We start from the raw sequence: 25,828 nt of genomic DNA on the forward strand, positions 1-25,828 counted from the left end.
ATTGCAGCAAGGAGACGGGGACGATGATGAAAAGTAAGTTCAAGCGCCCACCCGGATTTTCTGGCCAGAGAGAAGACCCGGAAGAGCAATATCGTGCTGGCTACCAACACGGAGCCAAAGCGATTCTTGAAGCTATTAAAGATGGAAAATCTCCTTCGGACTTGAAGGTCTGGGTTGAAGTAGCTGTGCAGACGTGGCGACATGATGAACAAGCGGAGCCTAACCCGCCTAACATTTAGTGGGTTTGTCAAATACGCAATCGCCCTATTTTTGCTATGACCCTAAAAATATTTCGGGTTCTTCCTCGCTAAGAAGGTGGGAAAATCTGCTTAGAAATGCTTGGTCTGCTTGGCTTTCGTACCATTCAATCTCAAGCCTTTTGCGCTGGTAGGTCCGTTGCCACATGCCCTTGGGCTTGGGCACTATCCAGTAACCGGTTCCCGGTTCGCCGCCCAGCGCAGTCCGCAGCTTATTTGCCCGCCGCAACATACGGTCATAGTGGGCCTCTGATTGGCTGGAGTATCCGATATTATAGCAATGGCGGCAAAGGAAATACTGCCCGCCCAAGAATAGCTTGCCGACGCGCCGTCCACAATGACGGCCACTGACCACGCCGGGACAGGTGAAATAGGGGCGCTGGTTCCCATAGTGGCAGTTTGTGTGGGTAATGCGTATGGGCTGGAGTATCGGTTCCCAGTCGCCGCCAATTTGGCGTACCTTGTAATCCAACACGAAACGGCCTTGCTCTGCACGGCATCCAATCCGCGCCACCTCCTCTCCATCGCGTGACCATATCCAGTTACCGCGCCAACCGGGACGCAGACAGCCTTCGCGGTGAAGGCGGTTCACATCCAAAGAACGGCAATCCTCTGCCTTCTGTTTGTAGCCTGTTCGTCCTGAGCCATATCCGCCCATGTGGTGCCTCCTGATATTTTCCGAAATCAATAGGAAAGTTTCGTTATGAATTGGACGAGCAACAACGAAACCCGCTCAACTTTTTATCTCCAAACTGTCCGTGCATAAACTTGTCCCCCCTCTGCGGTCCTGAGTGCAGGCAGCCAGACTTTGCGACTCCCCCAGAGGGGGGGTGAAAATCTTGGGCAGCTTGCTATGAAGGACCGATGGGGAAAGCCAAACACTCACATCCACAAATCAGGGGTTTCGAGTTCGGGCCTTGGGTCTCTCCAGCAAACCGCCTGCCTATGGCTAGATGTATACATGTCCGGGTTTTTGTGACGCCGTTTCGCCCGATATCGCGTTTTGCGTCACAGAAAACAGGACGGTTTACGCTCTGAACCTCAATATTCCTCAACTGGCGTCCTCTTTTTTGTGACGGTCATGCACAATATTTGTGCGGGGGTTCTGGAATCGGATGAAGGTTTTCCGAGCGGGCCGACCGTCTGGCGTGGCTTCCTCAGCCAATCCCCAGACCGACGCGCGCCCGATGCCGGACGGTCCTAGGTGCGGGCCTTGGGTCATGAAAATAAACCCGCGTTGCTCAAGTTCCCTGAACCACGGGCCAACAGTGTTGCGATGCACATTTAGCGACGTAGCCGCGTCCCTATGGCTGAGGAAGATTGTGCCGTTGTTCGTGCCATTAAAGCGGCGTTTCAATTCGATGTAGAGCGCGCGGGGGCCAGGAGGCAGGGTCGCCCAAGCCTCGGACGCCTGCACCCATTCGGGAAGCTGGACGAACCGCCCAGCCCCCCTTTTTTGACGTTTGTAAATCTTGCCTGCCATTAATGTTTGTCCATTGTCAGACAGGCCAGCCAGACGCGCATTGCGGTCGCTTGGCAGGGACAACCGCCAAGAGATAACCAGACGGCCTCTGCGACTCCCTTAGCACCTTTGCGAACAACAATGTGCCACTTACCATCGAGACGGGTGAGGCGTGTGCAAGGCTCAGTCATTGCCCGCTCCATAGTGAAGCGCGGCGATAAGGCGGGCTTGGGTTTCAGTCAGGCCATAGAGGCGGCGAAGGCGGCGGACACGCGCGGCGGTCATTGTGACGCTCCGTCGTCGCCCAGCGCGCTTGCCGACTTAGGGAACCGCAGTGCGGCCCGGTCTATTCCTTCTTTCAAGGAATAGTGCGCGACGTTCTGTGGTCCGCGATATTCCGCATGAATAGGCCAGTTGTATTGGTGGCGCAGGCAATGGATGATTGCGCCCAATCGCCAGCCGCGCATTTCGCGGATTTCTGTTTGGTGGTTTATCGTGCGTCCGTCGATCAACGCCTTGCAGGTCCAGTAAACCTGCGACGCGCCAGAGTAAAAAATCTCATGGGTCATTGGGTGGTGCCTTTCTGTTGAAAAAGAAAGGCGCTGGGCGTATGTCTGAGTTGCTTAGACTAAAGACGGCACCCCCAGCGCCTGCGGTTTCCGCAAGTGCGGGGGTGTTTTTAGTTCCGGGCCTCAGCCAAGGCCGCGTCGATATCGGACTCGACCCAATAGAGGCGGGAACCGAGTTTCATCGGCTTGGGCAGGCGGCCCTGTTCGACATCGCGATAAATCGTGGTGCGGCCACGGCCACCGATCTTGTCTTGAAGTTCACGAAAAGTGATATAGCGCATGAATGGGTGCTCCTTTCTTCACTGGAACACCGTGGAGCACTAATCAGCTTGTGTCATTGGAAGGAATATAGCCCATTTTCTTTCCAATACCCTCAAGCACACGCCAAGCGTCCTCCTGTTTTTCTGCTAATTCAGGACTCACGCCTTGTCTAATTACATCCATAACCATTTCCACTTCCTCACGTTCGGAGACGTGTCCTTTGAGCGCGTCCACTATTTTACGGACCCCGTCTGCCGAAATTGGATACCCAATACGGCAAAGCTCATCAGCGACGATGTCGCACGCAGAGCCGTTAACTCCGGTCTTTGTTAGGCCACTCGACGTCAATCTTTGAACGGCAAAGTTGATAACAGAATTGCGATTTATGTTATACGTCGCACTCCTGCCTCTACTGCGGGGGTTTTCGATTGCGGTGAACAGCTTTTCTAAGAGAGGAAGCGCGCTTCTCGGAGGCGCGTTGCTTAATGAGAGATGATCTAACAACAAGGCCTTTGCAGTAGAGACCACTTTCCTATTTGGCCTCTCCAGAGCCTCGGCAATTGCTTCAATCTCTGAGACTGTGAGTGTGGATTTTCCATAGGTTTGCCGCTTCAAATAGACAAGTCTAATTCCATCAGGTAGAAGGTCCGGATTGGGATCTAATGAAGTTTTGTTATCAAACAGAAAGTCCCGTGTTGCGGTTACTGGGTCACGCTCAATCGACGCATTGAACTCAAGCATGAAAAATCTTAGGTATTCCTGCCGCTCGAGCAGTCCGTCTGCGAATTCGCTAATGGCTGGGCGCATCGGTCAACTCACATCTCGCGGAACAAACTCGATAGCTTTTCCATATTGTCCGGTTGCTAATCCTGACCACCGTTCCATCAACGCCCGCCGTTGCTCCAGAAAATCCGTCCGCTTGTAAGCTTGCACCGTCTTAGACCCAACCATGTGGCTAATGCACATTTCGGCCACGTCATGCGGCGCGTTCGTCGCCTCTGCCAACCAGACCCGCAGGGATGTGCGGAAACCGTGGGGGCGCTCTTTCATGCCCCGCCGATCCATCAGAGCGGTCATGGTCATGTCGGATATGACGCCTCGCTTGACGCCGGGAAACAGGAACCCGTCGCGGGCAAACTTGTGCGCCTCTGCAATCACGCGCTGGGCCTCGGTTGAAAGTGGGACGCGAAAATCGTTGGTAGCGCCCTTGCGGCCTTTCATATCCTCGGCGGGGATGGTCCAAACGTTTCCTTCGATCTGGTCCACATGGATATTGCGCAGCGGACTAGACCGCGCGCCCGTCAGGATAAGCAGTCGCAAAGCCAGTTCTGTAATACTACCCCCAAGGGACTGATAAAATTCAGGGACGTCCTGCCACGGGAGAGAAGGGATGTTTGTTACCGTATGCCGTTGTTTGCCCAAAAGTGCCTTGGCCTTTTCCGTCGCCTGTAAATCAACCTCCAGCCCCAGCGCCGACGCGTGACGCATGACGATGCTAAGACGGTTCATAGCCTTGCGCGCGGTGTCGGCTTTGGTGTGCCAGATAGGGGCCAGCGTGTCGCGAATATCCTTTTGGTCGATATCGGCCACCGGAACCTTGCCCAGCTTTGGCAGGACGTGCAGTTCAAGCGGCGAAAACCAGCGCCCCGCCTTTCCGTCGCCTTTCAGTTCGGCCTTGCGGCTTTCGAAGGCGTCCAGGGCGATATCGGCCAGCATGTGGATATTGCGCGCGGCCTCGCGCCGCTGCCGGTCGCGTTCTTTGATTGGGTCCAGACCTTGCCGCGCTACGGCCCGCCATTTTTCGGCTTCCTCGCGCGCCTCTTTCAATGAGCGGTCAGGATAAGCCCCAAGGCCCATTTCGCGTCGCCTGCCGTGTATGGTGACACGCAGCACCCATTGCGCGCCTCCGTCCACGCGCCTGACCAACCAAAGCCCCCCGCCGTCCGCATGTTTGCCGATGCTGGCGGCCTTCACCTCGGATGCACTCAGTCGATTTATGGCACGGCCCATTCTCAATCCACCTCTCTATCCCCCTCAACATATGGTATGCTATGGGGCGTTGTGAAGCGTTGTGGAGCAAACTAGATAGCAAATTCGCCTATTTTATTGGAGTTTAGGTGTTTCACGGTGCATCAAGATATAGGTCTTAGACGCCTCTCCTGGGCACCAACGTCAACCCCAAGAACGCAAATTTGCAGTATTTCTAAGGGTTTTTGGCCGTCGCTCCTCAAAACTGCGACACAACTGAGGTTTCCTGACATGGGAAATCATCCCCCTTTGCTTAGCGCTTTGTCGCACAAACTCACTTGAGGACGGCTTCCCCTTACCCCGGACGGATTAAACCCATGGCCTCGGTACGGGGTATGCCAAGAGCTGTGAAGCCGTTGAGGATCGCGGCGCGGATTTGGATCTCTGTAACCTGACGATCGAGGTCGCGCGCCGAGAGGCGCTGCCAAGTAGTTTTACACAATGCATCCATTGACCGACAGGGTTATGCGTAGCATGATCCCGAGAGGTTTCGTTTTGACGCGGCTCCGGCGGTGATACCCGGTCAGACTTCGCCACAGAGCGCGACCCAGGTACTTCGAGGAACGCACCGCTTAGTTGCGCGCTTTCGTTCCTGCGGTGTCAGGCTTCCACATCCTGGCGATCTTGCGGGGCGGGATAACAGCATGGACCTTGCGGGTTGCAATCGCATCATGGTATTTGCGTCTATCGTTTGCTCCGTCCAGTGCCCTGCGAAGCAACAAATGTCACCAACTCGCGTGTTATCCCCTGCCCCGCCAGATCGAGAGCGACGCCGCAGCGTTTGGGCTGGATCCAGATGGCGTGGACTGCTTTGAGATAATGGCGGGTCTGCACAGCCTCTTTCAAGCGGCCAGGAATGCCGGGGTTGTCCAATCTGACGAGGCTGTAACATGCGCAGATCTGCTGTGTTCGGCGACAATCGATGCCATCACCCGATCAGATGTTCTCAGCCCGGACGCGATACGCACTGCTCGAAACAGGACCAAGGCGCTGCAACCTGACGAACGTTACGCTACCCCCAAACATCGGTGGCGGACGCTGCCTACTCAGGTCAGGATGACAGCTGAGCACAAGCCACAACAGGATGGGTCAGGCGAACGAATTCCAGGCGTCTATGTTGTGAGCAATGAGGCTCGTGAAGACGATCTGGGACTGGAAGCACTGACCGCGCTCTGGGGCCGTAGCGCTCTTGCGCGCGTTAATGATGACAGAACCAGGTGGTCCAGCTTGCGGCAAGGTCTGCGCCTCTTGCAGGACTGCGAAAAGCATCGGGTATTGAGGCGCGGCTACTGTCTCCAAGCCTTATTGATAACGATCTGATCTCTGCTGGCAGACAGTGAGCCGTTTTGGAGCGAGGGGGCGCAGAAGTGCATGCCCGTGGCGCTCAGAAACAGCAAACCCGTTGCAGAATTCCGCTCGGCCTGCGGCCCTTCCGCAACTTGGATTCCGGGGCGGACCTCAACCCAGTCGACAATAAAACCAAACGGCGCATAGTCATCTTTGGTTTAGGCAGTAGCAAGAATGCCGAGTATCTTGGTCTTTGAATGGCTGCTTTCGACTTGCGGAGGTATGATCCAGGCACGTGCAGCGAATGCACACATTTCGCCCTCCCGCACCTAAAGAGTCAACGCTAAGCCTCGTTAGAACGCGGTGAGCGCTGGCGCTGAAAACCTTTCTCAGCAAAACCGGCAGAAAATGCTTCGCCTTCAAGACTTTCGGCCAATGACATTCGTGCATGGCGAAACAATGGAGATGGACAATGCACACAATGACGAATGCGGATCACCCGATTAATTCGTCGCTCCGGTCGTCGGTTTCGCCAAAGCGTTTGAGGGTGGCGGGTTTGGTGCCTTCGTAGATTCGGTCCAGGTTTTGGCTGATCTTCACGTTCTCACGCTCAAACAGGCAGTTGCCCTCGAGATCTGAGGCTACGATAAACGGGCCCATTTTGCGACAACGAATGACCCACATGGCCTGCGCCAGTCCAAGCTCTTCGTTCCAGTGCACGGCCTCGACGTTTTCAACCCCGCGCCCCAAGAGCGCGCCGGTGCCGTAGCCAACCGTCGACAGGTAGACTGTACCATTAGGAACGAAATAGTCCTTGTAGTCTTTTGAAGACATGCCGCCCTTGCCGATGATCAACTTGGCGCCGGTCTTGGCGATCCATTCTGGCAGCCATTTGGCAAAGCGAAAACTCGCCGTAGCGGTGACCGCCCCCATGTCAAACGAACCATCTGCATTGATCCGGGCGGCAGGCGAACAGTGGAAATTCGCCGCGCTTTCCGACGGTAGTTCCATCGGTATATTGGCCTTTTCCTCCAGCGCGCGCATATAGACGCCCTCTCGCGCCGTATACATCAGCCCGTCGAGATAGACGATATCGCCCAGACGCAGCGCCGCGATTTCTTTAGACGTTGGAGTGGTGCTCAGGGTAATCTCACGCGGTTTCATGGCTGGCCTCCTGAAGCGGTTCCCATTCAACGGATTCGCGGCGTTGATAATCAGTAAACCAATCGGGATCGGTGCGATATTCCACCCGCCCGTCGGGGAATAGCCGTGCCACTGCTCGGCGAGACGACAGGCAGAAGGCATGCACCGACATCTGCATACCGCCGGTGTGACAATAGCCCACCTCGATATTGGTATCGATCACCATGTTCTTGCCGACAAATCCCATCGCGCCCATGCCGATCGAATTGCCCAGCTCTTTCAGTTCGTCCTCAAGGGCTGCTATCCTGGGGTCCGAATTGCGACTGCCTACAATTCGTAAGGTCGAGGCGCGTTTGCCCAGAACCATGCAAGTATCTTTGGAGCCGCCCAGCCCGATGCCGATGATCGCGGGCTGACAGGCCAGCCCGCGTTTGCCAAAGGCAACAAGGCAATCAAGATAGAACCGCTTGATGCCTTCGATCCCGTCGGAGGGAAACAGCATTCGGTAGTCAGTGCCGAAGAGCCCGCCCTTGTGCACGGTGATCAGGTCAATCCAATCGCCGTCCGGTTCGAACCCATATTCGATCTCGGGCGCGCCGATGCCGACATTGTTGTTGTGATCGGTGCGCCACAGCGGATGCACCCGGTTGGGGCGCAGGGGTACACCGTTGGTCGCCTCAGCCGTGGCGCGGCGCAGCGCGGTTTCGAGCGCTACCGGTCCGCCTTCGATCTGTGCCTCGTTGCCCATCTTCACGAACCAGCGCGGCACACCGGTATCCCCACACATGGCGCGGCGATCCTCTTTGGCGGCCTCGTAGTTTTCCAGCATGGCCTTCAGAACAAAGGAGGACAGATCTCCATCTTCGGTCCTCGCCGCCGCCTGCAACCCTTCAAGGTAATCCTCGGGGATCTCGATGGCCGCCTTGTTCATCAGCGTTTCGGCGGTGGATTGAATAAGGTCGATAGGAATCATGGTTGCGCCACCAATGTTTCGGGTTCGCCTTCTGGCAGAACGGTTTCTCCGGGCTTGACGATGGAGAACTGCACGTTTTCGCGGCTCACCTCGACGCGGTCGCCGGACTTGCAGGCGACGGTGAAGTAGGAGCTTTCGAGATCGCCAGGGTCCGGGAAATCTTCACGAAAATGCGCACCACGCGAGTTCTCGCGCACGAGCCCCGCTTTGGCAATCACCTCAGACACCTCGACCAGCGAGGCCATGTTCAGCCAATCATGCCAAGTCAGGTTGAAGGCGAGGTTTGAGTCGTCGACACCGGTTTCCAGCAACGCGCCCCCGATCCCGGCAATGCGGTCAATTGCTCGGGTCATCCCGGTTTGCGTGCGCATAACGCCCACATCATCCCACATTGCGTTTTGCAGTTCCTGGCGTAAGCCCAGAACATGACCAGGCGTCTTGGACAAGGGCCGCAGGGCACGCTCAACTTCGGCTGCGAGCACTGCCTCATCCGGGTCGCGCAAAGCGCCCATCTTGCGGATATCTATCCCCATCGTGTCACCGGCCACACCGCCATAGACGGTAGAGTTGGCCACTCCGTTGCCGCCAAGACGGTTTGACCCATGCGCGCCGCCCGCGTCTTCTCCGGCTACATAGAGCCCCTCCATCGCAGTCCTGGTGTCCGCATCAACCACCACACCGCCCATGAAATAATGCGCGGTCGGCACCACCTCGACCGTGCCTGCGGCCAGATCGAAACCGCTGTCAGCACAGCGGTTAACCATGCCCTTGAACTTCTTACGCACATTATCTGGCCCCAGATGCGCCATCGAGATGAACACGCCCTCTTGCTCGGGATTGTTGTTCTTGCGCATCTCGGCATAGATGCCACGGCTAACCACGTCACGGGTGGCCCGCTCGCCCTTGGCGTCATAGTCAAACATGAAGCGCTGGCCGGAATGGCCGATCAACTGCCCGCCTGCGCCGCGCAGCCCTTCTTCCAGCACGGTGCCGGTCATCCGGGTGTGATCGCCCGCGAGCAAGCCGGTGGGGTGGAACTGCACCATTTCCATATCACGCAGGGTCAGACCTGCGCGCAGGGCCATGGCCAACCCGTCCATCGTTTTGTCACCCGAAGGTGTGTGATACTTGTACATCGTCGGGCCGCCTCCTGTGCCCATCATGACGGTTTTGGCCCGGACAAAACGAAATTTGCCCGTGCGCATGTCGATGAACAGAACCCCGGCGAGGGCAGAGCCATCATTGGTCGGAATCAACCCGATAGCCCGGTGCTCCGGTAGCTTTTCGATCGGGCGGCTTAGCACCTGCTCCATCAGCCGGTTGATGATCTCGATGCCTGTCAAGTCGCCCTTATGCACAGTGCGGTCGGCGGTTTGCCCAGCAAAAGCCTTGTGATGCAGACGGCCATCGGCCTCACGGTCAAAGAAACAGCCAATCTCGTTTTCCAGCTCTCGCACCCGCACAACGGCCTGTTCGCAGAGCTTCCACGCCATTTCCTGATTGGGCAGCCATTTGCCGCCGTTAATCGTGTCCATGAAATGCCGCTCCACGCTGTCGCCATGGCCAAGCGCGACGTTATAGCCGCCCTGCACCATGCGGGTGCAGCCGCATTTCCCGATCAGGCCTTTGACCGCAATCGTAATCTTTGTCCCCTCGGGCGCTGTCTGTTGGGCATGAAGCGCGGCAAACATCCCGGCGCCGCCGGTTCCGAGGATCAGGATATCGGTGTCGTGACGTTCGATATTCATAGATTACACCGCCTTCAAAAGGAAAAGCCCGGATACCAGAACTGCGCCGGACAGGGCGGCAGCAGCCAGGGTCTTGTGGCGGGGTGGCCAGGGCAAGAATTCCAACGCCAATAGCCGCAACCCGCCAAAGAAATGCACCGCCAGCAGGAAGACCAAGCCGCCTTCGGCCAGTTTGACGATGGGCTGCTCGGCCCAATGCAGGAACCCGTCAAGCCGGTCGGGCGAAGTCAGCGCCAGAGACAGCACATAGAAATGGGTCGGCAGGAACAGCGCCAGCGCCAACCCCGACAAACGATGCAGCAGAAAGGCGAACCACAAAGAATGATTGCGATAGCTTTGCATCAGAGTACCGTCACGGCCATCACGGCCCGTGCCCCCATCCCCGCAAACACTCCGAAACTACCCAGCGTCAGGAGCGACAGACCTAACCCGCGCAGCCCTGTTACCTCATGCATAATCACGCGCAGGCCGAGGGCCGCGTGCAACGACGCGGCAGCGACAAACAGGCCGTAGAACAGCATCCAGAACAACGAGCCTTGGGTGCGGTCAAGGATTTCAACCGCACTAAGCCCGCCCTGAATGGCGATGACCATCACCACGATATGGGTCAGCACCAAGGGTGCCATCACCATCGCACTCAGACGTTGCGCCATGTATAAGCGAATATCCAGCATCAGCGACCCCGTTTGAAGAAATTGCGTGCGGTTACCCGCTTGAGACCCGCGATGGCAGTCATCGGGTCAAGGTCATTGGGGCAATGCATGGTGCAATTGCCCATCGAATGGCAGTTGTGACAACCACCGCGTTTTGAGACCGCATCCAGTACAGTCAGACGGTCAGCGTGTTTTTCATCATTCACGATGGTCCAGGCGCGTTGCAACGCCGCCGGGCCAAAATAGTCCGGGTTGCCCGTGACCGTGTCGCAAGCGGCATAGCAAACCGAACAGTTGATACATTCTATCCCGGCATTGGCCACCACCCGTCCGGCGCTGTCAGGGCGGATCTCCTCGATTGGGTCATGACGGGTCTTGCTGGGGATATGCGCCCCGCCCACAGCGACCCATTTGTCAAAGAACGGATCCATGTCGGTCGCCAGATCCTTGATCACCGGTAGGTTGCGCAACGGTGCCACCCGCAGCTTGTTGCCATCCAGCACCTTGTTGACATGGGTCCGGCAAGTCCAGCGCGGGGTGCCGTTGACCATCATCGCACAGGATCCGCACATGCCCACCCGGCAGGCATAGCGATATGTCAAATCCGGCGCTGCATTCTGCTGAATCCAACTGACCACATCCAGAATGGTCTGGTTTTCCTGCACGGGCACGTCATGGGTCTCATAATTGCCGCTGTCAGCATCCCCGCGCCAGACCGAAACTTTCAGAACATCCATCTTTTTTTGGCTGTGTTTGCTCATTCTCATTCCGTCCCCAAGACAGTGACATTGTCGGCGGCAAAGACAAATCCCCCGGCCCGCAACAGACAGGTCCTCACGCCATCAACCTGTCGGTCTCCGCACTCGCCGCGCAATTGGCGGATTGCCTCCAGCGCCAGATGCACACCGAACATGCCCGGGTGGTTGAAGGACAACCCGCCGCCGGATGTATTCAATGGGAATGCGCCACCGGGAGCTATGCGCCCGTCCTTGATGAAGTCTCCCGCTTCGCCCGGTTTGCAAAAGCCCAGATCTTCCAGACCCGTCAAAACGTTGACGGTGCAGGCGTCATAAATCTGAACCAAATCAAGATCCCCACGCTCAAGCCGCGCCATACCAAGCGCCTGTGCGGTCAATTTTGGCACGATCCCGCTGTTCAGCCAGTCTTCGGTATCAAGCGGGGTCATGAACCGGGAATAGTGTTCACCGTACCCCATCAGAGTAACCGGCTGTCGCGCCAAGTCGCGGGCGCGTTCGGTGCTGGTGACGATGATCGCTCCTGCACCGTCGGTGATCTTGCAGATATCGAGCTTGCGCAGCGGATCGCAGATCAACGGTGAGGCCAGGTATTCCTCCATGCTCAAGGGTTCGCGGTCTACTGCATTGGGATTCAGCGCGGCCCATTTGCGAGCAGAAATCGCTATCTCGCCCAAATCCTCGGCGGTCGAGCCATAGAGGTGCTGATGCCGCATGGCCCACATCGCCATGAACCCAATCGGGCTGACCATGCCATAGGGGCGGATGAACTGGCTGTTGGGCGATCTTTCGTCCAGCTCCAACCCGCCGATGTTGCGGCTACGGTCAGATCTCTGTGTGCTGCCATAAGTGATCAGCACGGTGGTGCATAGACCGGCCTCAATCGCTGCCGCTGCGTGGATGATATGGGTCAGACTGGATTGGCCACCTACAAGGGTGGAATCTGTATAAGAGGGGGTCAGCCCAAGATATTCGATCACCGCCAGCGATGCGGCCTTGTCCCCCCAATGGGCGATCACCCCGTCGATATCGCCGGGTTTCAGCCCTGCATCCCGCATCGCCATCTGCGCCGCGCGCGCCTGTGTAGTCAGCGCGGTCTGCCCCGGCTCTGCTTTGCCCAGAGCAGTTTCGCCGATGCCAACGATACTGTATTTTCCCGAAACTGCGGTCATGTCCTCAACCAGCCTCGGCTACCATTGTGCGGATGTCCTTTTTCAGCACCTTGCCCACGGCACTGCGTGGCAGCACATCCCAGAATTGCACATCCTTGGGCGATTTAATGCTGCCGAGACGGTCCTTGCAGAGCGCGATGATCTCGTCCGTAGTGGCGGTCTGCCCCGGCTTCAACTCGACCACCGCTGTTACCTTCTCTCCCCAGTCCGGATCGGGGGCGCCAACCACGGCACAATCTTGCACCGCCGGATGACTCCAGATCACCTGTTCGATCTCCTTGGGATACACATTGAACCCGCCAGTGATGATCATGTCCTTCTTGCGGTCAACGACATGCAGGTATCCGTTGCGGTCAAAAATGCCGATATCACCGGTATGGTGCCAGCCAAAGGCATGGGCTTCTTCATTCGCTTTGGGGTTATTGTAGTAACCCGGAGTCACCAGTTCTCCGCGCGCAACAATCTCGCCCCGTTCGCCAGGGGCAACGATACCGCCGTCATCATCCATCAGCGCCACTTCGCAGGCGCCAGTGGGGCGACCAGCGGAATTCAGATGATTGAATTCACCCTCTTCGCCGAGATTCATATGATCGACCCGGCTGAGACAGGTTATCGCGCCCGGCGCCTCGGATTGGCCATACATCTGGATAAAGACCGGACCCCAAAGCCGCAAACCTTCCTGCAACTTATCGCGCGACATCGGCGCGGCACCATAGAGGACCGCCTCAAGGGCCGACAGATCGCATGCAGTGGCATTCTCGTGTGCCAGCAGGCGATAGATCACGGTCGGCGGCAGGAACACGTGGCTGATTTTTTCTGCCGCCATCTGTTCCAGCAGGGCGCCAGGCGCTTTGGCTTCGGCGATGACATTGGTCATCGAATAACGGGCAAAAGCAAATGAGGTCGCCGCCGCCGCATGGGTCAACGGCCCAACAATCAGATGAGCAGGGTTATCTGTTTCCGGCGGACAATACTGATTCAAAATTCGATAAAATACCTCAAGCGCCCTATGCGTTTGCAAAATCGCCTTGGGCTTGCCGGTGGTACCGCCCGACGCCTTGATGATAGCGATGTTATCGGGGTCGCTGATAATATTGACCCGTTGGCCTGCGTGGCTTTCAAGCCAGCCCAGAATGGTCGGCCCGCCATCTTCACCGGGCTCGCTCAGACCAATGACGTGGGCCAGTTTCGGCGCACGGGCTTTGATCTCGTCCAGCTTGTCCAGAAAGGTATGATGACAGACCAAGACCTCAACATCCGAGGTCACCATGAAATCGGCAATTCCTTCGACTGAATCCGTCGGCGCCAGCGGCACATATGGCGAACCAGAGCGCACGATACCAAGAATGGCGATCAGCGTGTGACATTCATTGGGCGACAGGATGCCGATATGCTTTCCACCATGCCCAGCCTCAATTAGCGCGCTGGCAATGGCGTGCGAGCCGACCTCAGCTTGACTATAGGAATAGCTGGACGTGGAGGACTTGATGAAACAGCGGTCTGGTGTGGCTGCGGCTCCGATATCGAAAAGATCAATGATCATGCGTTTACCTCTGAACTGATCTTGAATTGCGGTAGCTGGATGTCGTCGGACAGGCGTTGGAACACCACCTGAACCGGCGCACCGATAGTGACCTGATCAAAATCGGTCTCAACGATCTGCGCCAACATGCGAATCCCATCATCCAGATCGACCAGCGCCATCGCATAAGGCACCTGATCGGCCATCGACGGATGTCCCGGCACACGACAGACGGTAAACGAATAGATCGCGCCCCGGCCCGCAGATTGCACCCAGTCGAGATCATCACTCAGGCACGATACACAGAACCCGCGCGGGTAAAATTGCGTGTTGCCACAGTTCCGACAGGTCTGAACGACAAGCCGGTCCTCATTCGCGGCCTGCCAGAACGGCAGTGTATCGGCGGTGGGTTTGGGCTGGGGACGCGGCGGAGTCATCAACCTTGCCCCTGCGGACCGACGGAAACCGCGAAATTCACGCCCGAAACGTGAATCCAAGACTTGTTCGCGCGCTTGCTAAGGCGCTCCACCAGCTTGACAAGCGGGGTGTCGGCGCTGAATTCATCCGGCACTAGCGTGGGGTTCAACCCTTCGTACCGTTCATCGCCCGCCATATAGCGCATCAGCAATTCGTCATCATCCGCCTGCGGATAGCGTGCCCGCAGCGCCGGAACGATCGGATCCAGCGGTTGCGGCGTCTCCGCGACTGAACGCGGCCCGTTTTCCATCACCCGGTCCACCACCTCCGGGTCCACCGGGATGCGCAGAGCGCCATAATAGCCGCAGACATATTTCTTCACTTCCGCCGGAACCACCTTGTAGCGCTCCCCCTGCACCACGTTCATCACCGCCTGCGCAGCGATGATGGCCGGGTAAGGCGTGCCCATAACTGGCGAGCCAAGCTCCAATCTTACGCGACCAATCTCTTCAATCACTTCCGGCAAGCGGTGGTGAATACCGGCCTCTTTCATCTGGTTTTCAACGTTAGACAGCGCCCCTCCGGCCATCTGGGTGACGTATAGTGTTTCGTTGAACTCACCGGGGAGGCCCACCGGCTGGCCTTCGCGGTTTGCCAGATCCCAGAGGTAATCATCGACCTTTTCCAGCTTCTGCAGATCTATATCGACCTCAAAGCCCAGCTCGCGCAGATTGCGCACCATGTTCTGACTGCCGGGCGCGGCATTGCCCTGTGCCAACGGTTCGGGCGCGGTATAGATTGTTTCGACCCCAAGTACCGCGGCCTCAATCGCGACCAACGGCCCGAGGCCGGACAGGCAGTGAGTATTCAGTTCGAGAACAACATTGTCGGTTATGGCCGCCTTGATCGCCGGAACGAGCGTCCGGACCCGCTCCAGCGTCAATGTCCCCCCGGGATCGACGATCTGAAGCTTGTCGACGTTGAGATCATCGCAAGCCTGCCGCGAGATGGTGGCATAGTAGTCGTCCGTATAGCCCGGTGCCTGATTATAGATCACAGCACCGACCACCGTAGCCCCAAGACTGCGGGCTTTTTTCATGCCCGGCCGCACCACGTTCCAGTCATGCAGACAGTCAAAAAGGATAAGTTCGGACGCCCCATTAGCGACCTGACGTTCTATAAACAGCTCAGTAATGTCATCATGTACCGGGGCAAAACCACCCAGCAGGTTGCCCCGCACGACCGAGCGCATCGGCGTCTTTGTGATCCTTTCACCCAACAGCTTTAGCCGCGTCAGCGGGTTCTGGTTCAAAAACCGCACGGCGGCATCATATTGCACCAGCCCCATGACTTCGAGAACCTGAAACCCTGCCTCGTCCATCAATCCGGCAATGGGCAACATGTCCTCGGTCTTCATCCGCGTCGCCCAAAGACATTGGTGTGCATCGCGAAACAGCGTGTCCATCAGCTCGATCTTGCGAGGCTTGCCGCCGTTCTGGGCGGTTTGATCGGCGACCTGTTGTTTGAGTTTGCTCAGCATCTCGCAGCCCCCACATGCGTTTCGCGGATATCAATTCCGGGTCCGGTAATATGAATGGTCCCGTATCTGGCCGCGCGCACTACTGCGGCGGCGTTCAAGTGCTCAAGCGGGGATTTCATTTCATAGATCAGCGCCGAAAGTTTTTGCGGCTGCGGTTGATCGGCAATGGGGCAACCGCTGATCGCCCGGAGCAGATGTTGGGTGTCATTGGCGCTCGGTTCGGCCTTGCGCATCTCGGCCAAAGTCACCGGTTGTTGCGGCGCCACCGCCCCCAGCCAGCCCAGAAGATCGTCCTGAACCGGACCGTATTTGCCATAGACCCCTTGCAGAGTGCGGCGAATGATCGGGCGAAGTTCTGCGTAGCGTTGCCCGGCCAACAGGTTCGACAGCGCCTGTTCGGCCACGCCACGGGCGAAGGGAGAAACCATTGGCACCCCACCGATATCGGCGCAAACCTGTTCGCATTCGTGGGCAAATGCATGGAGTGCATCGCCACGCAGGCCTTCTGTTGTCATCCGGGTCATCGCCCAAGCGGCAACCGTGCCCGGCAATTTGTGAATGTAGGGCGCAAAGTCAAAGCCCCACGGCGTCGCCGCATCAAAACCTTCGCAATCGCCAGTATCTCTTGCGACGTCATTGGCCGCCGTCAGTGCCGCCATGTTCACCCCACCCAGAGCAACGCCAACTGCCGCCATTGATGAGATCAGATTCACGCTTGAGGGGGTCGAACCACCATTCGCCAATGCCGACAACGCAGTATCAACCGCATCGACACCCAGTTTAACGGCATCGCCCGCAACCTTGGGCCCAAGCCCGGTGGTGCAACGTGTGTGGAGGGTTAGTGGCACGTCCTTCAGCGCCTCTTTCAGCGCAGGGATCAGCGTTGCGACGGCGTCCGGGGTCAGAAGTCCGCTTTCATCACGCAACATGATCCGCTTGGCCCCGGCCTTCACCAGCGCAGCGACCTGCCCAACAAAAACGGCATCCTCCGTGACGTCTCCACCGTATACCAGAGTGCCGATTGGAACCACACCGTGAGTAGTGGCAAAGCCAAATGCAGGTTCCAATCGGCACAGGTCGGTCAGAGGATCAATGAACACGATCTCGGCAATTCCACGCCGAGCCAGTTCGCCAATCCACCCCGCGACAACATCGTCGGCCAGAATATCGCGACCCTTGCGGCCATGTTCAGTCATCAGGTTCAGGCAAGCACGCAGCGTCAAGCCGGGCGCTTGGTGACGCAGCAGGTCGACAAACTGCCAAGGGTCTTCACCTTGGCGCACGCTTTGCACGATGGTTTCGGAACTCACAGCTTCGACCGCCGCCAGCCCACTGCCTTCCAGCGCTCCGAGAACATGCAGTTTCATTGCCGCTGTCATCGCCCCGCCCCAGACGGCGGATTGCCCGTCAGTCAGGCTTACATCCACAAATTGGGTCGGTGTATCAGACATTCGCCCGCTCCTTTTGATCCACTGTTCCATCCGCAAGGAACACGTCCTCAACCCATTTCGTTGTCACTTCACCCCGCGCGAAATCGTCATGCGCAAGAACCCGCGCGTGAAAGGGAATGGTGGTGTGAACGCCGCCAACCTCGAACGCCGCCAATGCTTTGCGCATCAGCGTGATAGCCTGATCACGGGTGTCGGCGTGAACGATCAGCTTGCCGATTAGTGAGTCGTAATAGGGCGGTATCGTGTAGCCGTCGTAACAATGGCTATCGACGCGAATGCCATCGCCCTTTGGGGCACTCCAGCTCTGCAAGGTGCCCGGGCTTGGGGCAAAGTCGCGATCGGCATCCTCGGCGTTGATCCGGCATTCGATGGCATGACCTTTCAGCGCAACATCGGCCTGGGAAAACGACAGCGGCAAGCCACCCGCCACCCGAATCTGTTCTGCGACAAGGTCATAGCCGCAAATCATCTCGGTCACCGGATGTTCGACCTGAATGCGGGTGTTCATCTCAAGAAAGAAATACTCACCGGTGTCATTATCGACGACAAACTCGACGGTTCCCATGCCGACATAATTCGCATTCAGCGACATTTTGACCGCGCAGGCACCCATTTCGGCGCGAATGATTTCGGTTAGCTTGGGCGAAGGCGCTTCCTCGATCAGCTTCTGATGACGACGCTGAGTAGAACAGTCACGTTCACCCAGATGCACTGCGTTGCCATGCTCATCACAGGCCACCTGGATTTCCACGTGGCGGGCGTGTTGGATGTATTTCTCGACAAACAATGTGCCGTTGCCAAAGGCGGTTTGCGCCTCGTTCGCGGCCTCTTTGAAGGCGGTTTCCATCTCGGCATCCGATTTCACCACACGCATACCGCGCCCGCCGCCGCCTGCAGTGGCCTTGACCAGAACGGGGTATCCGATGTCACCGGCAAAGGCGCGCGCCTCAGCCGCGTCTGACAAGGCGCCCGATCCTGGCACGCGTGGAACCCCGGCCTTGCCGGCAATGTTGCTGGCAGTGATCTTGTCACCCATATCGTCGATCGCTTGCGGTGACGGGCCGATGAACTTGATGCCCGCGTCCTCACAGGCGCTGGCGAATTCCGAGCGTTCTGACAGGAAACCGTATCCCGGATGAACCGCGTCGCACTGTGTTCTGAGCGCTGCATCAACCAGCTTCTCGATTACCAGATAGCTTTGCGTTGCAGCAGGCGGGCCCAGCACGACAACTTCGTCCGCCATCTGCGCCGCCATTGAAGCCTGATCCGCCTCGGATACGCCCAGCACCGTTTCAATCCCCAACCGTTTGCAGGCCCGGATGATGCGCACCGCGATCTCGCCTCGGTTGGCGATGAACACGCGGCGGATATCGCGTTTTGCCATTGTCGCCTCTGCCGCCATGATCAGGCCCCCGCCGGATCGATAATGATCAACACCTGATCCAGTTTCACTGGTTTGCCGTTTTCGACACAGATCTGATGTACCTTGCCGGCGGCTGGCGATTTGAGGGTATTGAACAGTTTCATCACCTCGACCAGACACAGGGTATCGCCTTCAGCAACCTCATCGCCTTCGCTGACGAAGGGCGGCTCGTCCGGGCTGGGTGTGGCATAGAACGCGCCCCCCATGGGGGACCGGATAGCGATCATGTTTTCCGGCACGACAACGTCGCCCGAAGGTGTTTGGGCCGACGCTGGTTCTGTCTTGGCCGAAGCGGCCACAGATGCAGTTGCGAGGGCCACGGGTTGTGCCTGCGCGGTCACAGCCGCCTCACTCCCGGCGCGAACCGTCACATCGCCCACGGTAAACTCGACATAATCGCAATGCTCAGAGCGATCCAAAAGGTCGAGAATTTCACGGACATCCTTGTGCGTCAGAGACATGGTATTCCCTCTTGTTGTGGTTTTCCGGATCGCTCCGGAAGCGGTGAATGTTCGGCCCTGCGGTCAGCGCACCAGCGCCAACGACAGTTGCGGCACGAAAGATATGATCAAGAGTCCGACCAGCATGACGCCGATGAACGGCAACACCCCCTTTACGATCAGAACAAAATTCTCGCGGAAGGCGGACATGGCAACGATCAGGTTGATGCCAACCGGAGGTGTCAGCAGGCCAATTTCCAGATTGACCGTAATCATGATGCCCAGGTGCACCGGATCAATGCCATAGACCCGCCCCAGCGCCAGCAGGATCGGCGACAGCACCAATATGGCTGAGGCCATATCCATCACCATCCCAACAAGCAGCAGAACCGCATTCATGGCCAGTATGAAGGCCACTTTGCTGGTGGCCACGCCAGTCACCCATTCGGCCAACGCAAGCGGAACCTGCTCAGTGGTCAGCACCAGGTTAATCGATAGCGCAATCGCCAGAAGCGGAAACAACGATCCCATCAGGATGGTGGTTTCAACCGCTGTTTCGCGAAGGTCCCTGAGCGTCAGTTCACGATGAACAAACGCTTCGATGATGACGGCATAGCCGAGCGCAATGGCAGCGCTTTCGGTGGGCGAGAAATAGCCGGAATAGATTCCACCCAAGAGGATGATCGGCATCAGGAGCGACCACCACCCCCTGCGCAGCGCTTGCCAAACCGCTACACCGTCGAACGGTGCGCGTTCAATATTGCGATTAACGACCAAAGAATAGCCGGTGATCAGTAAGACCATCAACAACCCCGGCAGGATGCCGGCGGTGAACAGATCAATAATCGAGGTCTCGGTGACGATGCCGTAAAGGATCATTGGAATAGACGGCGGAATGATCACGCCCAGCGTCCCGCCCGCCGAAAGTGCACCCAGCGAAAACTGCTTTGAGTAACCGCTTTGCAGCAGCGCCGGATAAGCGATCGAGCCGACCGCAATAAGCGTGACCGCAGAAGAGCCGGACATCGCCGCAAACACGCCGCAGGTCAGGATTGAAGCAATCGCCAGACCGCCCGGCAGGGGCGAGGTCAGCGCCCTCATGATCTCGATCAGCCGCTTGGCAATCTCGCCCCGGCCCATGATCGCACCGCACAGCAGGAACATCGGGATCGCCAGCAAGATTTCCTTGTCAATGGCGACCCACATATCCTCGATGATGTAACCAAGGACGCCATCGCCCCAAACAAGATGGATATAACCACCCAGCACCAGCAATACGGCTACCAGATTGACCCGCAATGCCAGCAGAGCAACCATCAGCACGAGGAGGAGAATGGCATAGGTCATTCGGACAATTCCTCAGATGGGCTAAGCGCGGGATAAACAAAGAAAATCAGATAGCGCAGGCTAATCGAGGCGAATGCATAGGGAATGATCAGCTGGATAACCCAGAGCGGAAACTTGGTGCTGCGAGCGAGATCACCATAGGAATAGGTCTCGTGGACATATTGGACGGCAATCACGAAAAACCCTATGAAAATGATACACATGAGCCCTGAACCGATCCTGCTGGCCACAGTCGTAAACGTCTCGGGTATCAAGCCGTCAGCAAAGCGGGGCCGCAGGTGACGCCCCTTGGCCGAGGCCAGACCAAGACCGAGAAACCCGGTAATGATCATTAAATAGACCGAGATACGCTGAACGCCCCCAAGCGAAGTGCCCAGCACCTCGCGAGCGATGACATCTCCCAAAAGCATGGATGCAATCAGCACATAGGCAAGAATTGCACCTGCTGCTTCCAGAGCAAACAAAGCCCTCAAAAAGCGTTCAGCGTTTTTCAATTTACTTCTCGCAAGCCGCTTTGACGGTCATCAGATGATCCCACGCAACAGCAGAGTCTCCGCCGAGATCGGCCACGAACTGCGGATAGTTCGGCGCGACCTTGGCGACCCACGCGGCGAGCTGTTCTTTGGTCGGAACATGCACATGACCGCCGGCTTCCTTGTATTGGTTGACAAGGAAAGCCTCAGCTCCGCGCACACCGATCCGGAGCTCGTCAACCGGCGGAAGATTGTCCCGCAAGATGGCGCGCTGCTCGTCCGTCATACGATCCCAGACTTTGGACGAAATGGCGAGAGCACCGGCTTGGTGGGAATGGTTGGCCTGGGTCAAATGCGGCCCGATCTTGTTGAGCCCCATGGCAACATAGATGATCGTGGCGGATTCACCGGCACGGACCAGCCCAGTTTGCATCGCGGCGGGAATATCCGAGAACGGCATTTCGGTTCCCAACGCCCCGGCAGAACTCCACAACAGGCGCGACATGCCATGTGGTGCAATACGCACCTTATAGCCTTCGGCCTTGGCCACATCGCTCAGATCGTCCTGACCAAACATGTTGACCCAGCCAGCGTCATTCCAGCTCAGGACTTCGATACCCTGCGCTTCGATCTTGCCTCTTAGCATATCACCGAATTCGCCATCATAGACACAGTCGATGGTCTGAACATCGTCAAACAGAAACGGCGTCGACATCAATGCCACTTCGGGCACATTGCCTGCAAGTGTCTGGCTCGAGAACTGTGCGGCTTCGATCCGGCCGCGCTTCATCTGGTTGTAGACATCAAATTCGTTGCCAAGCTGCCCACTACCGAAAATCTGGATGTCGATACTGCCGCCCGAGGCTTCCTCGACTGCGGCTTCCCATTTGGCCAAGTGGTCATACCAAGGCGTCTTCTCGGGCGCCAGCGTAGCGACCTTGATTTCCAAGTCCGCGGCGGTAGCCGGCGCGGCAAAAGCGAGTGCGGAGCCACAGGCCGCAGTAAGCAGTAGGTGTTTCATGGTTCCTCCCAAAGAATCCGTAGAACATGCCAACAAAAGTGCGCATTTTCTAGAAATGTAATTCTAGTTTTAGAAATATAATCGTGTCAATAGTTTTAGACCCCACGGAAAAATTCGCAATTTCAGGGCGTTACTGGAACAGTGACATTCAGTGCCATTCGTCCACCATCGGCATAGATCGTCTGACCAATGATGTAGCTGGACAGGTCAGAGGCCAAAAACAGAGCGATTTTGCCAATCTCATCCGGTGTGCCGGGGCGGCCGATTGGCGTCCGTGACATCAATGCTCGGAACCGATCGGGATCTTGTGTCTGTACACTGTTCATCTCGGTTGCAAAGGTCCCAGGGCCAATGGCGTTGACCCGGATTCCATCGGGCGCAACCTTGATCGCCAGCGCCTTGGTCCACTGGTTCACCCCGCCCTTGGACATAACGTAGGAGGCGGCTTCGGGCAGAACCGAAGTGGCATTAACCGACGACATATTGATAATCACACCTCGATTACCATTCTCGTCTGGGTCCTGCTCCAGCATGATCCGCGCAGCCACTTGCCCAGTCAGATACACCCCCTTGAGATTTACCCCGATCACCCGTTCGAATTCATCCTCTTCCAAGTCTAACGCGTGGCTTGGCACCGCCAAACCTGCATTTGCGACAACGATATCGAGCCGACCAAACCGGGACACCGCCGCGTTCATTAACGTCTCGAGGTTGGCCCGTTTCGTTACATCACAGTGATGATACATGCAGGCACCCCCAACCGCTTCGATCTCCCGCACGGCGGCCTGCCCGATGTCGGTCAGAATATCTGCGATCACCACGTTTGCGCCATATCGAACAAACTCAATGGCAATCGCTTTGCCCAGCCCTTGCGAGCCACCTGTAATGACAGCGGTTTTTCCTTTTAGATCCAACATCCCAGTCCTCCCCTTGATTATGTCGGACTTGCGGTTCACGCTGACTCAGCGTCCCGCCATCGGCTTAGCACCGCCGCAAGCACATTGACTCTAATTTTTAGAACATCTATTCTAATTATAGTCAAGAACGTCACTGATCCTTGGCGAAAACATCACGCCTGAACATGGACTTACCCGACAGGAGACTGAATTCTTGAAGCTAAAATCAATACCTGAAAGAGCTTCCAACTCCGACGAAGGTTATCGCCCAGCACGGCAGAAACGCAGCATTGAAACCGAACGAAGGGTGCTTGAGGCTGCCCAAATCCTATTTGCAAAGCACGGGTATTCAGGCGCCAAAGTCACGGACATTCTGGAAATGTCTGACTGTTCAATCGGATCGTTTTACCATCGCTTTCGGGACAAGGACGGTCTGTTCCGCAAGGTCATGGAGAACTACTTTGATTACGTGCATAGGACCATCGATACCATTCAGCTTGACCGCGAAACCTGCGAAAATCTACCCGGACTGTTCCGAGTCCTTATTGCCTCCGCCTTCGAGAACATCCGCAAGAACAGGGGTTTCTATCGGGCTGCACGGGAATTGATGCATACCGACCCCGAAATCTGGGAATCGGTGAACGAATTGAACTTTCGGCTCGCGGCACGGCTGGATGTGGTCTTGTCGCAATATGAGAACGAGATAACCGCTCCCGATCCCCGCGTTGCGCTCCGGGGAGCGAGCCAGCTTATTCTGACCACGGTTCTCTACTCGGAATCGGGCCGCGCCCCGCTCTTTCCTAAGGACGAAAAAGTTTTCACTCAGATGCTGGTCAACGCTGCCATGGGAATCGTCTGCCCACCGGACCCCAGGACAGACGGACACGGATAAAGGCAAACCCCTTTCAGTCTCACGCAAAAGGAAAGCAAAGGTGAAAATGACTAAGCTCGACCGAGAGTCGCCCTCGATGTTCAGGATCTGGACGCTGCATAAAGGCACGAAACAATGACCACTCTCATCACTGGTGGTGCCGGAATGCTGGGCTCGGAACTTGTCAGGCAATTGCTTGCGACAGGGGTCAAGCATCCGGTGGTGATGGATATCGCCGCAACGCCCGAACGGCTGGAGGATGTTTCAGATCGCGTCCGATATGTACAAGGCAATGTCGGAGACGCCGAAGTGCTCAACGACGTAATCGGAACACACAAACCGACCCGCATTTACCATCTAGGCGCCATGCTCGGGATCACTTGCGAAGAAAACCCGATACCGGCGACTGAAGTCAATGCGCTCGGCTTTGTCCACCTTCTGGAAGCAGCCAAAGCCCATAACGTGTCACAAGTCATATTCGCCAGCTCGGTCACCACCTTCGGCGACGATATGGTGGGGCCATCGGTCACCGACATCACACTTCAGCGCCCGACCACAGTCTATGGCATCACCAAGCTTTTTGCCGAACATATGGGCCGGCTGTATCGCGCCCGGTTCGGGCTTGATTTCCGCGCAATCCGCTTCCCGTCGATCACCGGCGTCGGCCTGCGTCCGGGGGGGATCGTGAACTATACCTCGGCGATGATCGAGGACAGCATCAAAGGTCGCCCATCGACTGTTATGGTCACGCCCGAGACGTGTGTTTCGCTGGTTTATGTCAAAGATGCCGCGCGGGCACTTCTGGAGCTGGCAAACGCTCCGGCCGAAAATATCCAGACAATCTGCTATCTGCTGGATGGCCCCCGCCCCACACCGACAACCGCACAAATGGCGGACCTGGTGCGCGAACATCTGCCCGGCGCTCGTATTGATTTTGAGCCCAATGAAACCTGGAAACCATTGTTCGACAAGTTTTCGCTTCCGCTCGATGATGCTCCTGCACGCAACGAATGGGGCTGGAAACCCGTCTATGATTACGAGGCGACCATTCAGGATTTCATCCGCATCCTGCGATAAAGCGACCACAGACCTCTATCCGTATGGATGCAGACGGAACGGCACGATCAGAACAGCTGGCGCCCAAGGCGTTGATGATGTAGCCGCCCTCCGACGGCATCGCTGTGCCAAGGTGGGTCTGCAATGATCCACAAAATGGAGAGCGGTCATCACGTTCGGCTGACCCCGCCAGCCTACGTCAAGCCTACCCCCAAACACCGGTGGCGAACGCTGCATACTCAAGTCAGGAAGGTGGGTGAGAACAAGCCGCGACAGGATGGGTTAGGCGAACGAATCCCATGCTTTTATGTCGTGCGCAATCAGGCCCTTGAAGACGATCTCGGACCGGAAGCGCTGACATCGCTCTGGGCACGTGGTGCTTTTGCGTGCGTCAGTGATGACAGAACCAGATGGACCAGTTTGCGAAAAGCTCTGCTCCTCGTGGAGGACCGCCGAGAGACTTTGGGCATCGAGGCGCGGCTGTTGTTTCGAGCCCCTTCTGATGACGATTTGATCTCTTCAGGCTAGCCAAAAGCCACTTGAAAATCAGGAGACGCAACAGTGTCAATTCCATGTCGATGTCACCACACACCATTTATGAATGCCGGTACTTTCTGCCGGGCCACCAGCAGATGTGAGTGGTGCTAACGAGTGGTTCACCCCTGTCCAGAGTTCCGCTCGGCTCACGTCCCTGCCGTTAACTTTCCACCTAACGGAGACAAGCAACTGGCTTCTAGCCGGTTCGCTTCAGCGTGAACCCTGATGAAGAACCCTCCCGTATCTTGACGCCCCTGAAGGGAGAAAGCTTCAGAATACGGGAGGGTTATGCATGGCTTATTCTACTGGATCACATACCAGCTTCTATCACCGATATCATGTCGTTTGGTCGACAAAATACCGCTACAAGGCTCTGCACGGCGCCATACGAGAGCGCATCCGGGAGATCATCGCCAGGCTTGCGCCGAAATAGGCGTGCATATCGTGAAAGGCGTGCTCGCGCAGCCGCATTTGAGGCTCTGCCACTTCAAATACGCTCGGGCACGAGCTTCCGAAAGATCTCTTG

Annotated in this window: 26 protein-coding genes and 2 pseudogenes; 4 read left to right on the forward strand and 24 right to left on the reverse strand. The window is 57.0% G+C overall.

Annotated features, from left to right (window positions below):
- The first annotated feature begins 23 nt into the window (after positions 1-23).
- Complete coding sequence (locus LZG00_00440) at positions 24-239, forward strand: hypothetical protein (GenBank protein MCF3592465.1); 216 nt, start codon at positions 24-26, stop codon at positions 237-239.
- Between the two features lie 34 nt (positions 240-273).
- Here the strand turns inward: LZG00_00440 and LZG00_00445 are convergent, their stop codons facing one another.
- From LZG00_00445 to LZG00_00560, 24 genes and pseudogenes are all read right to left on the reverse strand, one after another.
- Positions 274-915, reverse strand: a complete 642-nt coding sequence (locus LZG00_00445; protein ID MCF3592466.1) for a hypothetical protein — start codon at positions 913-915, stop codon at positions 274-276.
- A gap of 393 nt (positions 916-1,308) precedes the next feature.
- On the reverse strand, positions 1,309-1,740 hold the full coding sequence (locus tag LZG00_00450) for a helix-turn-helix domain-containing protein (protein MCF3592467.1): 432 nt from the start codon (positions 1,738-1,740) through the stop codon (positions 1,309-1,311).
- 260 nt (positions 1,741-2,000) lie between these two features.
- Positions 2,001-2,288: a hypothetical protein gene (locus LZG00_00455; GenBank protein MCF3592468.1), complete on the reverse strand. Its 288-nt coding sequence runs from the start codon at positions 2,286-2,288 to the stop codon at positions 2,001-2,003.
- A 110-nt stretch (positions 2,289-2,398) separates the two neighbouring features.
- On the reverse strand, positions 2,399-2,569 hold the full coding sequence (locus LZG00_00460) for an AlpA family phage regulatory protein (GenBank protein ID MCF3592469.1): 171 nt from the start codon (positions 2,567-2,569) through the stop codon (positions 2,399-2,401).
- A gap of 43 nt (positions 2,570-2,612) precedes the next feature.
- Positions 2,613-3,356, reverse strand: coding sequence for a hypothetical protein (locus LZG00_00465; GenBank protein ID MCF3592470.1), 744 nt, complete (start codon positions 3,354-3,356; stop codon positions 2,613-2,615).
- 3 nt (positions 3,357-3,359) lie between these two features.
- Complete coding sequence (locus tag LZG00_00470; protein MCF3592471.1) at positions 3,360-4,559, reverse strand: integrase arm-type DNA-binding domain-containing protein; 1,200 nt, start codon at positions 4,557-4,559, stop codon at positions 3,360-3,362.
- A 313-nt stretch (positions 4,560-4,872) separates the two neighbouring features.
- Positions 4,873-5,278, reverse strand: a pseudogene (locus LZG00_00475) (IS5/IS1182 family transposase).
- A gap of 1,081 nt (positions 5,279-6,359) precedes the next feature.
- Complete coding sequence (locus tag LZG00_00480; protein MCF3592472.1) at positions 6,360-7,028, reverse strand: fumarate hydratase C-terminal domain-containing protein; 669 nt, start codon at positions 7,026-7,028, stop codon at positions 6,360-6,362.
- A complete protein-coding gene (locus LZG00_00485; protein MCF3592473.1) occupies positions 7,015-7,980 on the reverse strand; it encodes a fumarate hydratase in 966 nt (321 codons plus the stop codon). Before LZG00_00485 ends, LZG00_00480 begins: the two co-directional genes overlap by 14 nt.
- Positions 7,977-9,728: an FAD-binding protein gene (locus LZG00_00490; GenBank protein MCF3592474.1), complete on the reverse strand. Its 1,752-nt coding sequence runs from the start codon at positions 9,726-9,728 to the stop codon at positions 7,977-7,979. Before LZG00_00490 ends, LZG00_00485 begins: the two co-directional genes overlap by 4 nt.
- A gap of 3 nt (positions 9,729-9,731) precedes the next feature.
- Entirely contained in the window at positions 9,732-10,070 is a 339-nt protein-coding gene (sdhC, locus tag LZG00_00495) for a succinate dehydrogenase, cytochrome b556 subunit (protein ID MCF3592475.1), read from the reverse strand.
- Positions 10,070-10,402, reverse strand: coding sequence for a succinate dehydrogenase (locus LZG00_00500; protein ID MCF3592476.1), 333 nt, complete (start codon positions 10,400-10,402; stop codon positions 10,070-10,072). Before LZG00_00500 ends, sdhC begins: the two co-directional genes overlap by 1 nt.
- Positions 10,402-11,142, reverse strand: coding sequence for a 2Fe-2S iron-sulfur cluster-binding protein (locus tag LZG00_00505; GenBank protein MCF3592477.1), 741 nt, complete (start codon positions 11,140-11,142; stop codon positions 10,402-10,404). The genes LZG00_00500 and LZG00_00505 overlap by 1 nt, the downstream gene beginning before the upstream one ends.
- A 2-nt stretch (positions 11,143-11,144) precedes the next feature.
- Positions 11,145-12,308, reverse strand: a complete 1,164-nt coding sequence (locus LZG00_00510) for a thiolase (GenBank protein MCF3592478.1) — start codon at positions 12,306-12,308, stop codon at positions 11,145-11,147.
- A gap of 4 nt (positions 12,309-12,312) precedes the next feature.
- On the reverse strand, positions 12,313-13,851 hold the full coding sequence (locus LZG00_00515) for an AMP-binding protein (GenBank protein ID MCF3592479.1): 1,539 nt from the start codon (positions 13,849-13,851) through the stop codon (positions 12,313-12,315).
- On the reverse strand, positions 13,848-14,267 hold the full coding sequence (locus LZG00_00520) for a Zn-ribbon domain-containing OB-fold protein (GenBank protein ID MCF3592480.1): 420 nt from the start codon (positions 14,265-14,267) through the stop codon (positions 13,848-13,850). Before LZG00_00520 ends, LZG00_00515 begins: the two co-directional genes overlap by 4 nt.
- Complete coding sequence (locus LZG00_00525; protein MCF3592481.1) at positions 14,267-15,787, reverse strand: hypothetical protein; 1,521 nt, start codon at positions 15,785-15,787, stop codon at positions 14,267-14,269. Before LZG00_00525 ends, LZG00_00520 begins: the two co-directional genes overlap by 1 nt.
- Entirely contained in the window at positions 15,781-17,238 is a 1,458-nt protein-coding gene (locus LZG00_00530; GenBank protein ID MCF3592482.1) for a hypothetical protein, read from the reverse strand. The genes LZG00_00525 and LZG00_00530 overlap by 7 nt, the downstream gene beginning before the upstream one ends.
- Positions 17,231-18,622 (reverse strand): acetyl-CoA carboxylase biotin carboxylase subunit, encoded by a 1,392-nt coding sequence (gene accC, locus LZG00_00535; GenBank protein MCF3592483.1) that lies wholly within the window; start codon positions 18,620-18,622, stop codon positions 17,231-17,233. The genes LZG00_00530 and accC overlap by 8 nt, the downstream gene beginning before the upstream one ends.
- Positions 18,623-18,642: 20 nt before the next feature.
- A complete protein-coding gene (locus LZG00_00540) occupies positions 18,643-19,122 on the reverse strand; it encodes a biotin/lipoyl-binding protein (protein MCF3592484.1) in 480 nt (159 codons plus the stop codon).
- Positions 19,123-19,185: 63 nt separating this feature from the next.
- Positions 19,186-20,448 carry a TRAP transporter large permease gene (locus LZG00_00545; GenBank protein MCF3592485.1) on the reverse strand — a complete coding sequence of 421 codons (1,263 nt, stop codon included), beginning with the start codon at positions 20,446-20,448 and terminating at the stop codon, positions 19,186-19,188.
- Positions 20,445-20,942 (reverse strand): TRAP transporter small permease, encoded by a 498-nt coding sequence (locus tag LZG00_00550; protein MCF3592486.1) that lies wholly within the window; start codon positions 20,940-20,942, stop codon positions 20,445-20,447. Before LZG00_00550 ends, LZG00_00545 begins: the two co-directional genes overlap by 4 nt.
- A gap of 1 nt (position 20,943) precedes the next feature.
- On the reverse strand, positions 20,944-21,942 hold the full coding sequence (gene dctP, locus LZG00_00555; protein MCF3592487.1) for a TRAP transporter substrate-binding protein DctP: 999 nt from the start codon (positions 21,940-21,942) through the stop codon (positions 20,944-20,946).
- 122 nt (positions 21,943-22,064) lie between these two features.
- Positions 22,065-22,859, reverse strand: coding sequence for a glucose 1-dehydrogenase (locus tag LZG00_00560; protein ID MCF3592488.1), 795 nt, complete (start codon positions 22,857-22,859; stop codon positions 22,065-22,067).
- Between the two features lie 193 nt (positions 22,860-23,052).
- Between LZG00_00560 and LZG00_00565 the strand changes: the two genes are divergently transcribed.
- The 3 genes and pseudogenes from LZG00_00565 to LZG00_00575 all read left to right on the forward strand — a co-directional run bounded on the left by LZG00_00565 (position 23,053) and on the right by LZG00_00575 (position 25,782).
- Entirely contained in the window at positions 23,053-23,730 is a 678-nt protein-coding gene (locus LZG00_00565; GenBank protein ID MCF3592489.1) for a TetR/AcrR family transcriptional regulator, read from the forward strand.
- Between the two features lie 114 nt (positions 23,731-23,844).
- Complete coding sequence (locus LZG00_00570; protein MCF3592490.1) at positions 23,845-24,786, forward strand: NAD-dependent epimerase/dehydratase family protein; 942 nt, start codon at positions 23,845-23,847, stop codon at positions 24,784-24,786.
- Positions 24,787-25,594: 808 nt separating this feature from the next.
- Positions 25,595-25,782 (forward strand): annotated as a pseudogene (locus tag LZG00_00575) (transposase).
- Positions 25,783-25,828 lie beyond the last annotated feature (46 nt).

Source organism: Rhodobacteraceae bacterium LMO-JJ12 (assembly GCA_021555075.1).
Classification (GTDB): Bacteria; Pseudomonadota; Alphaproteobacteria; order Rhodobacterales; family Rhodobacteraceae; genus JAKGBX01.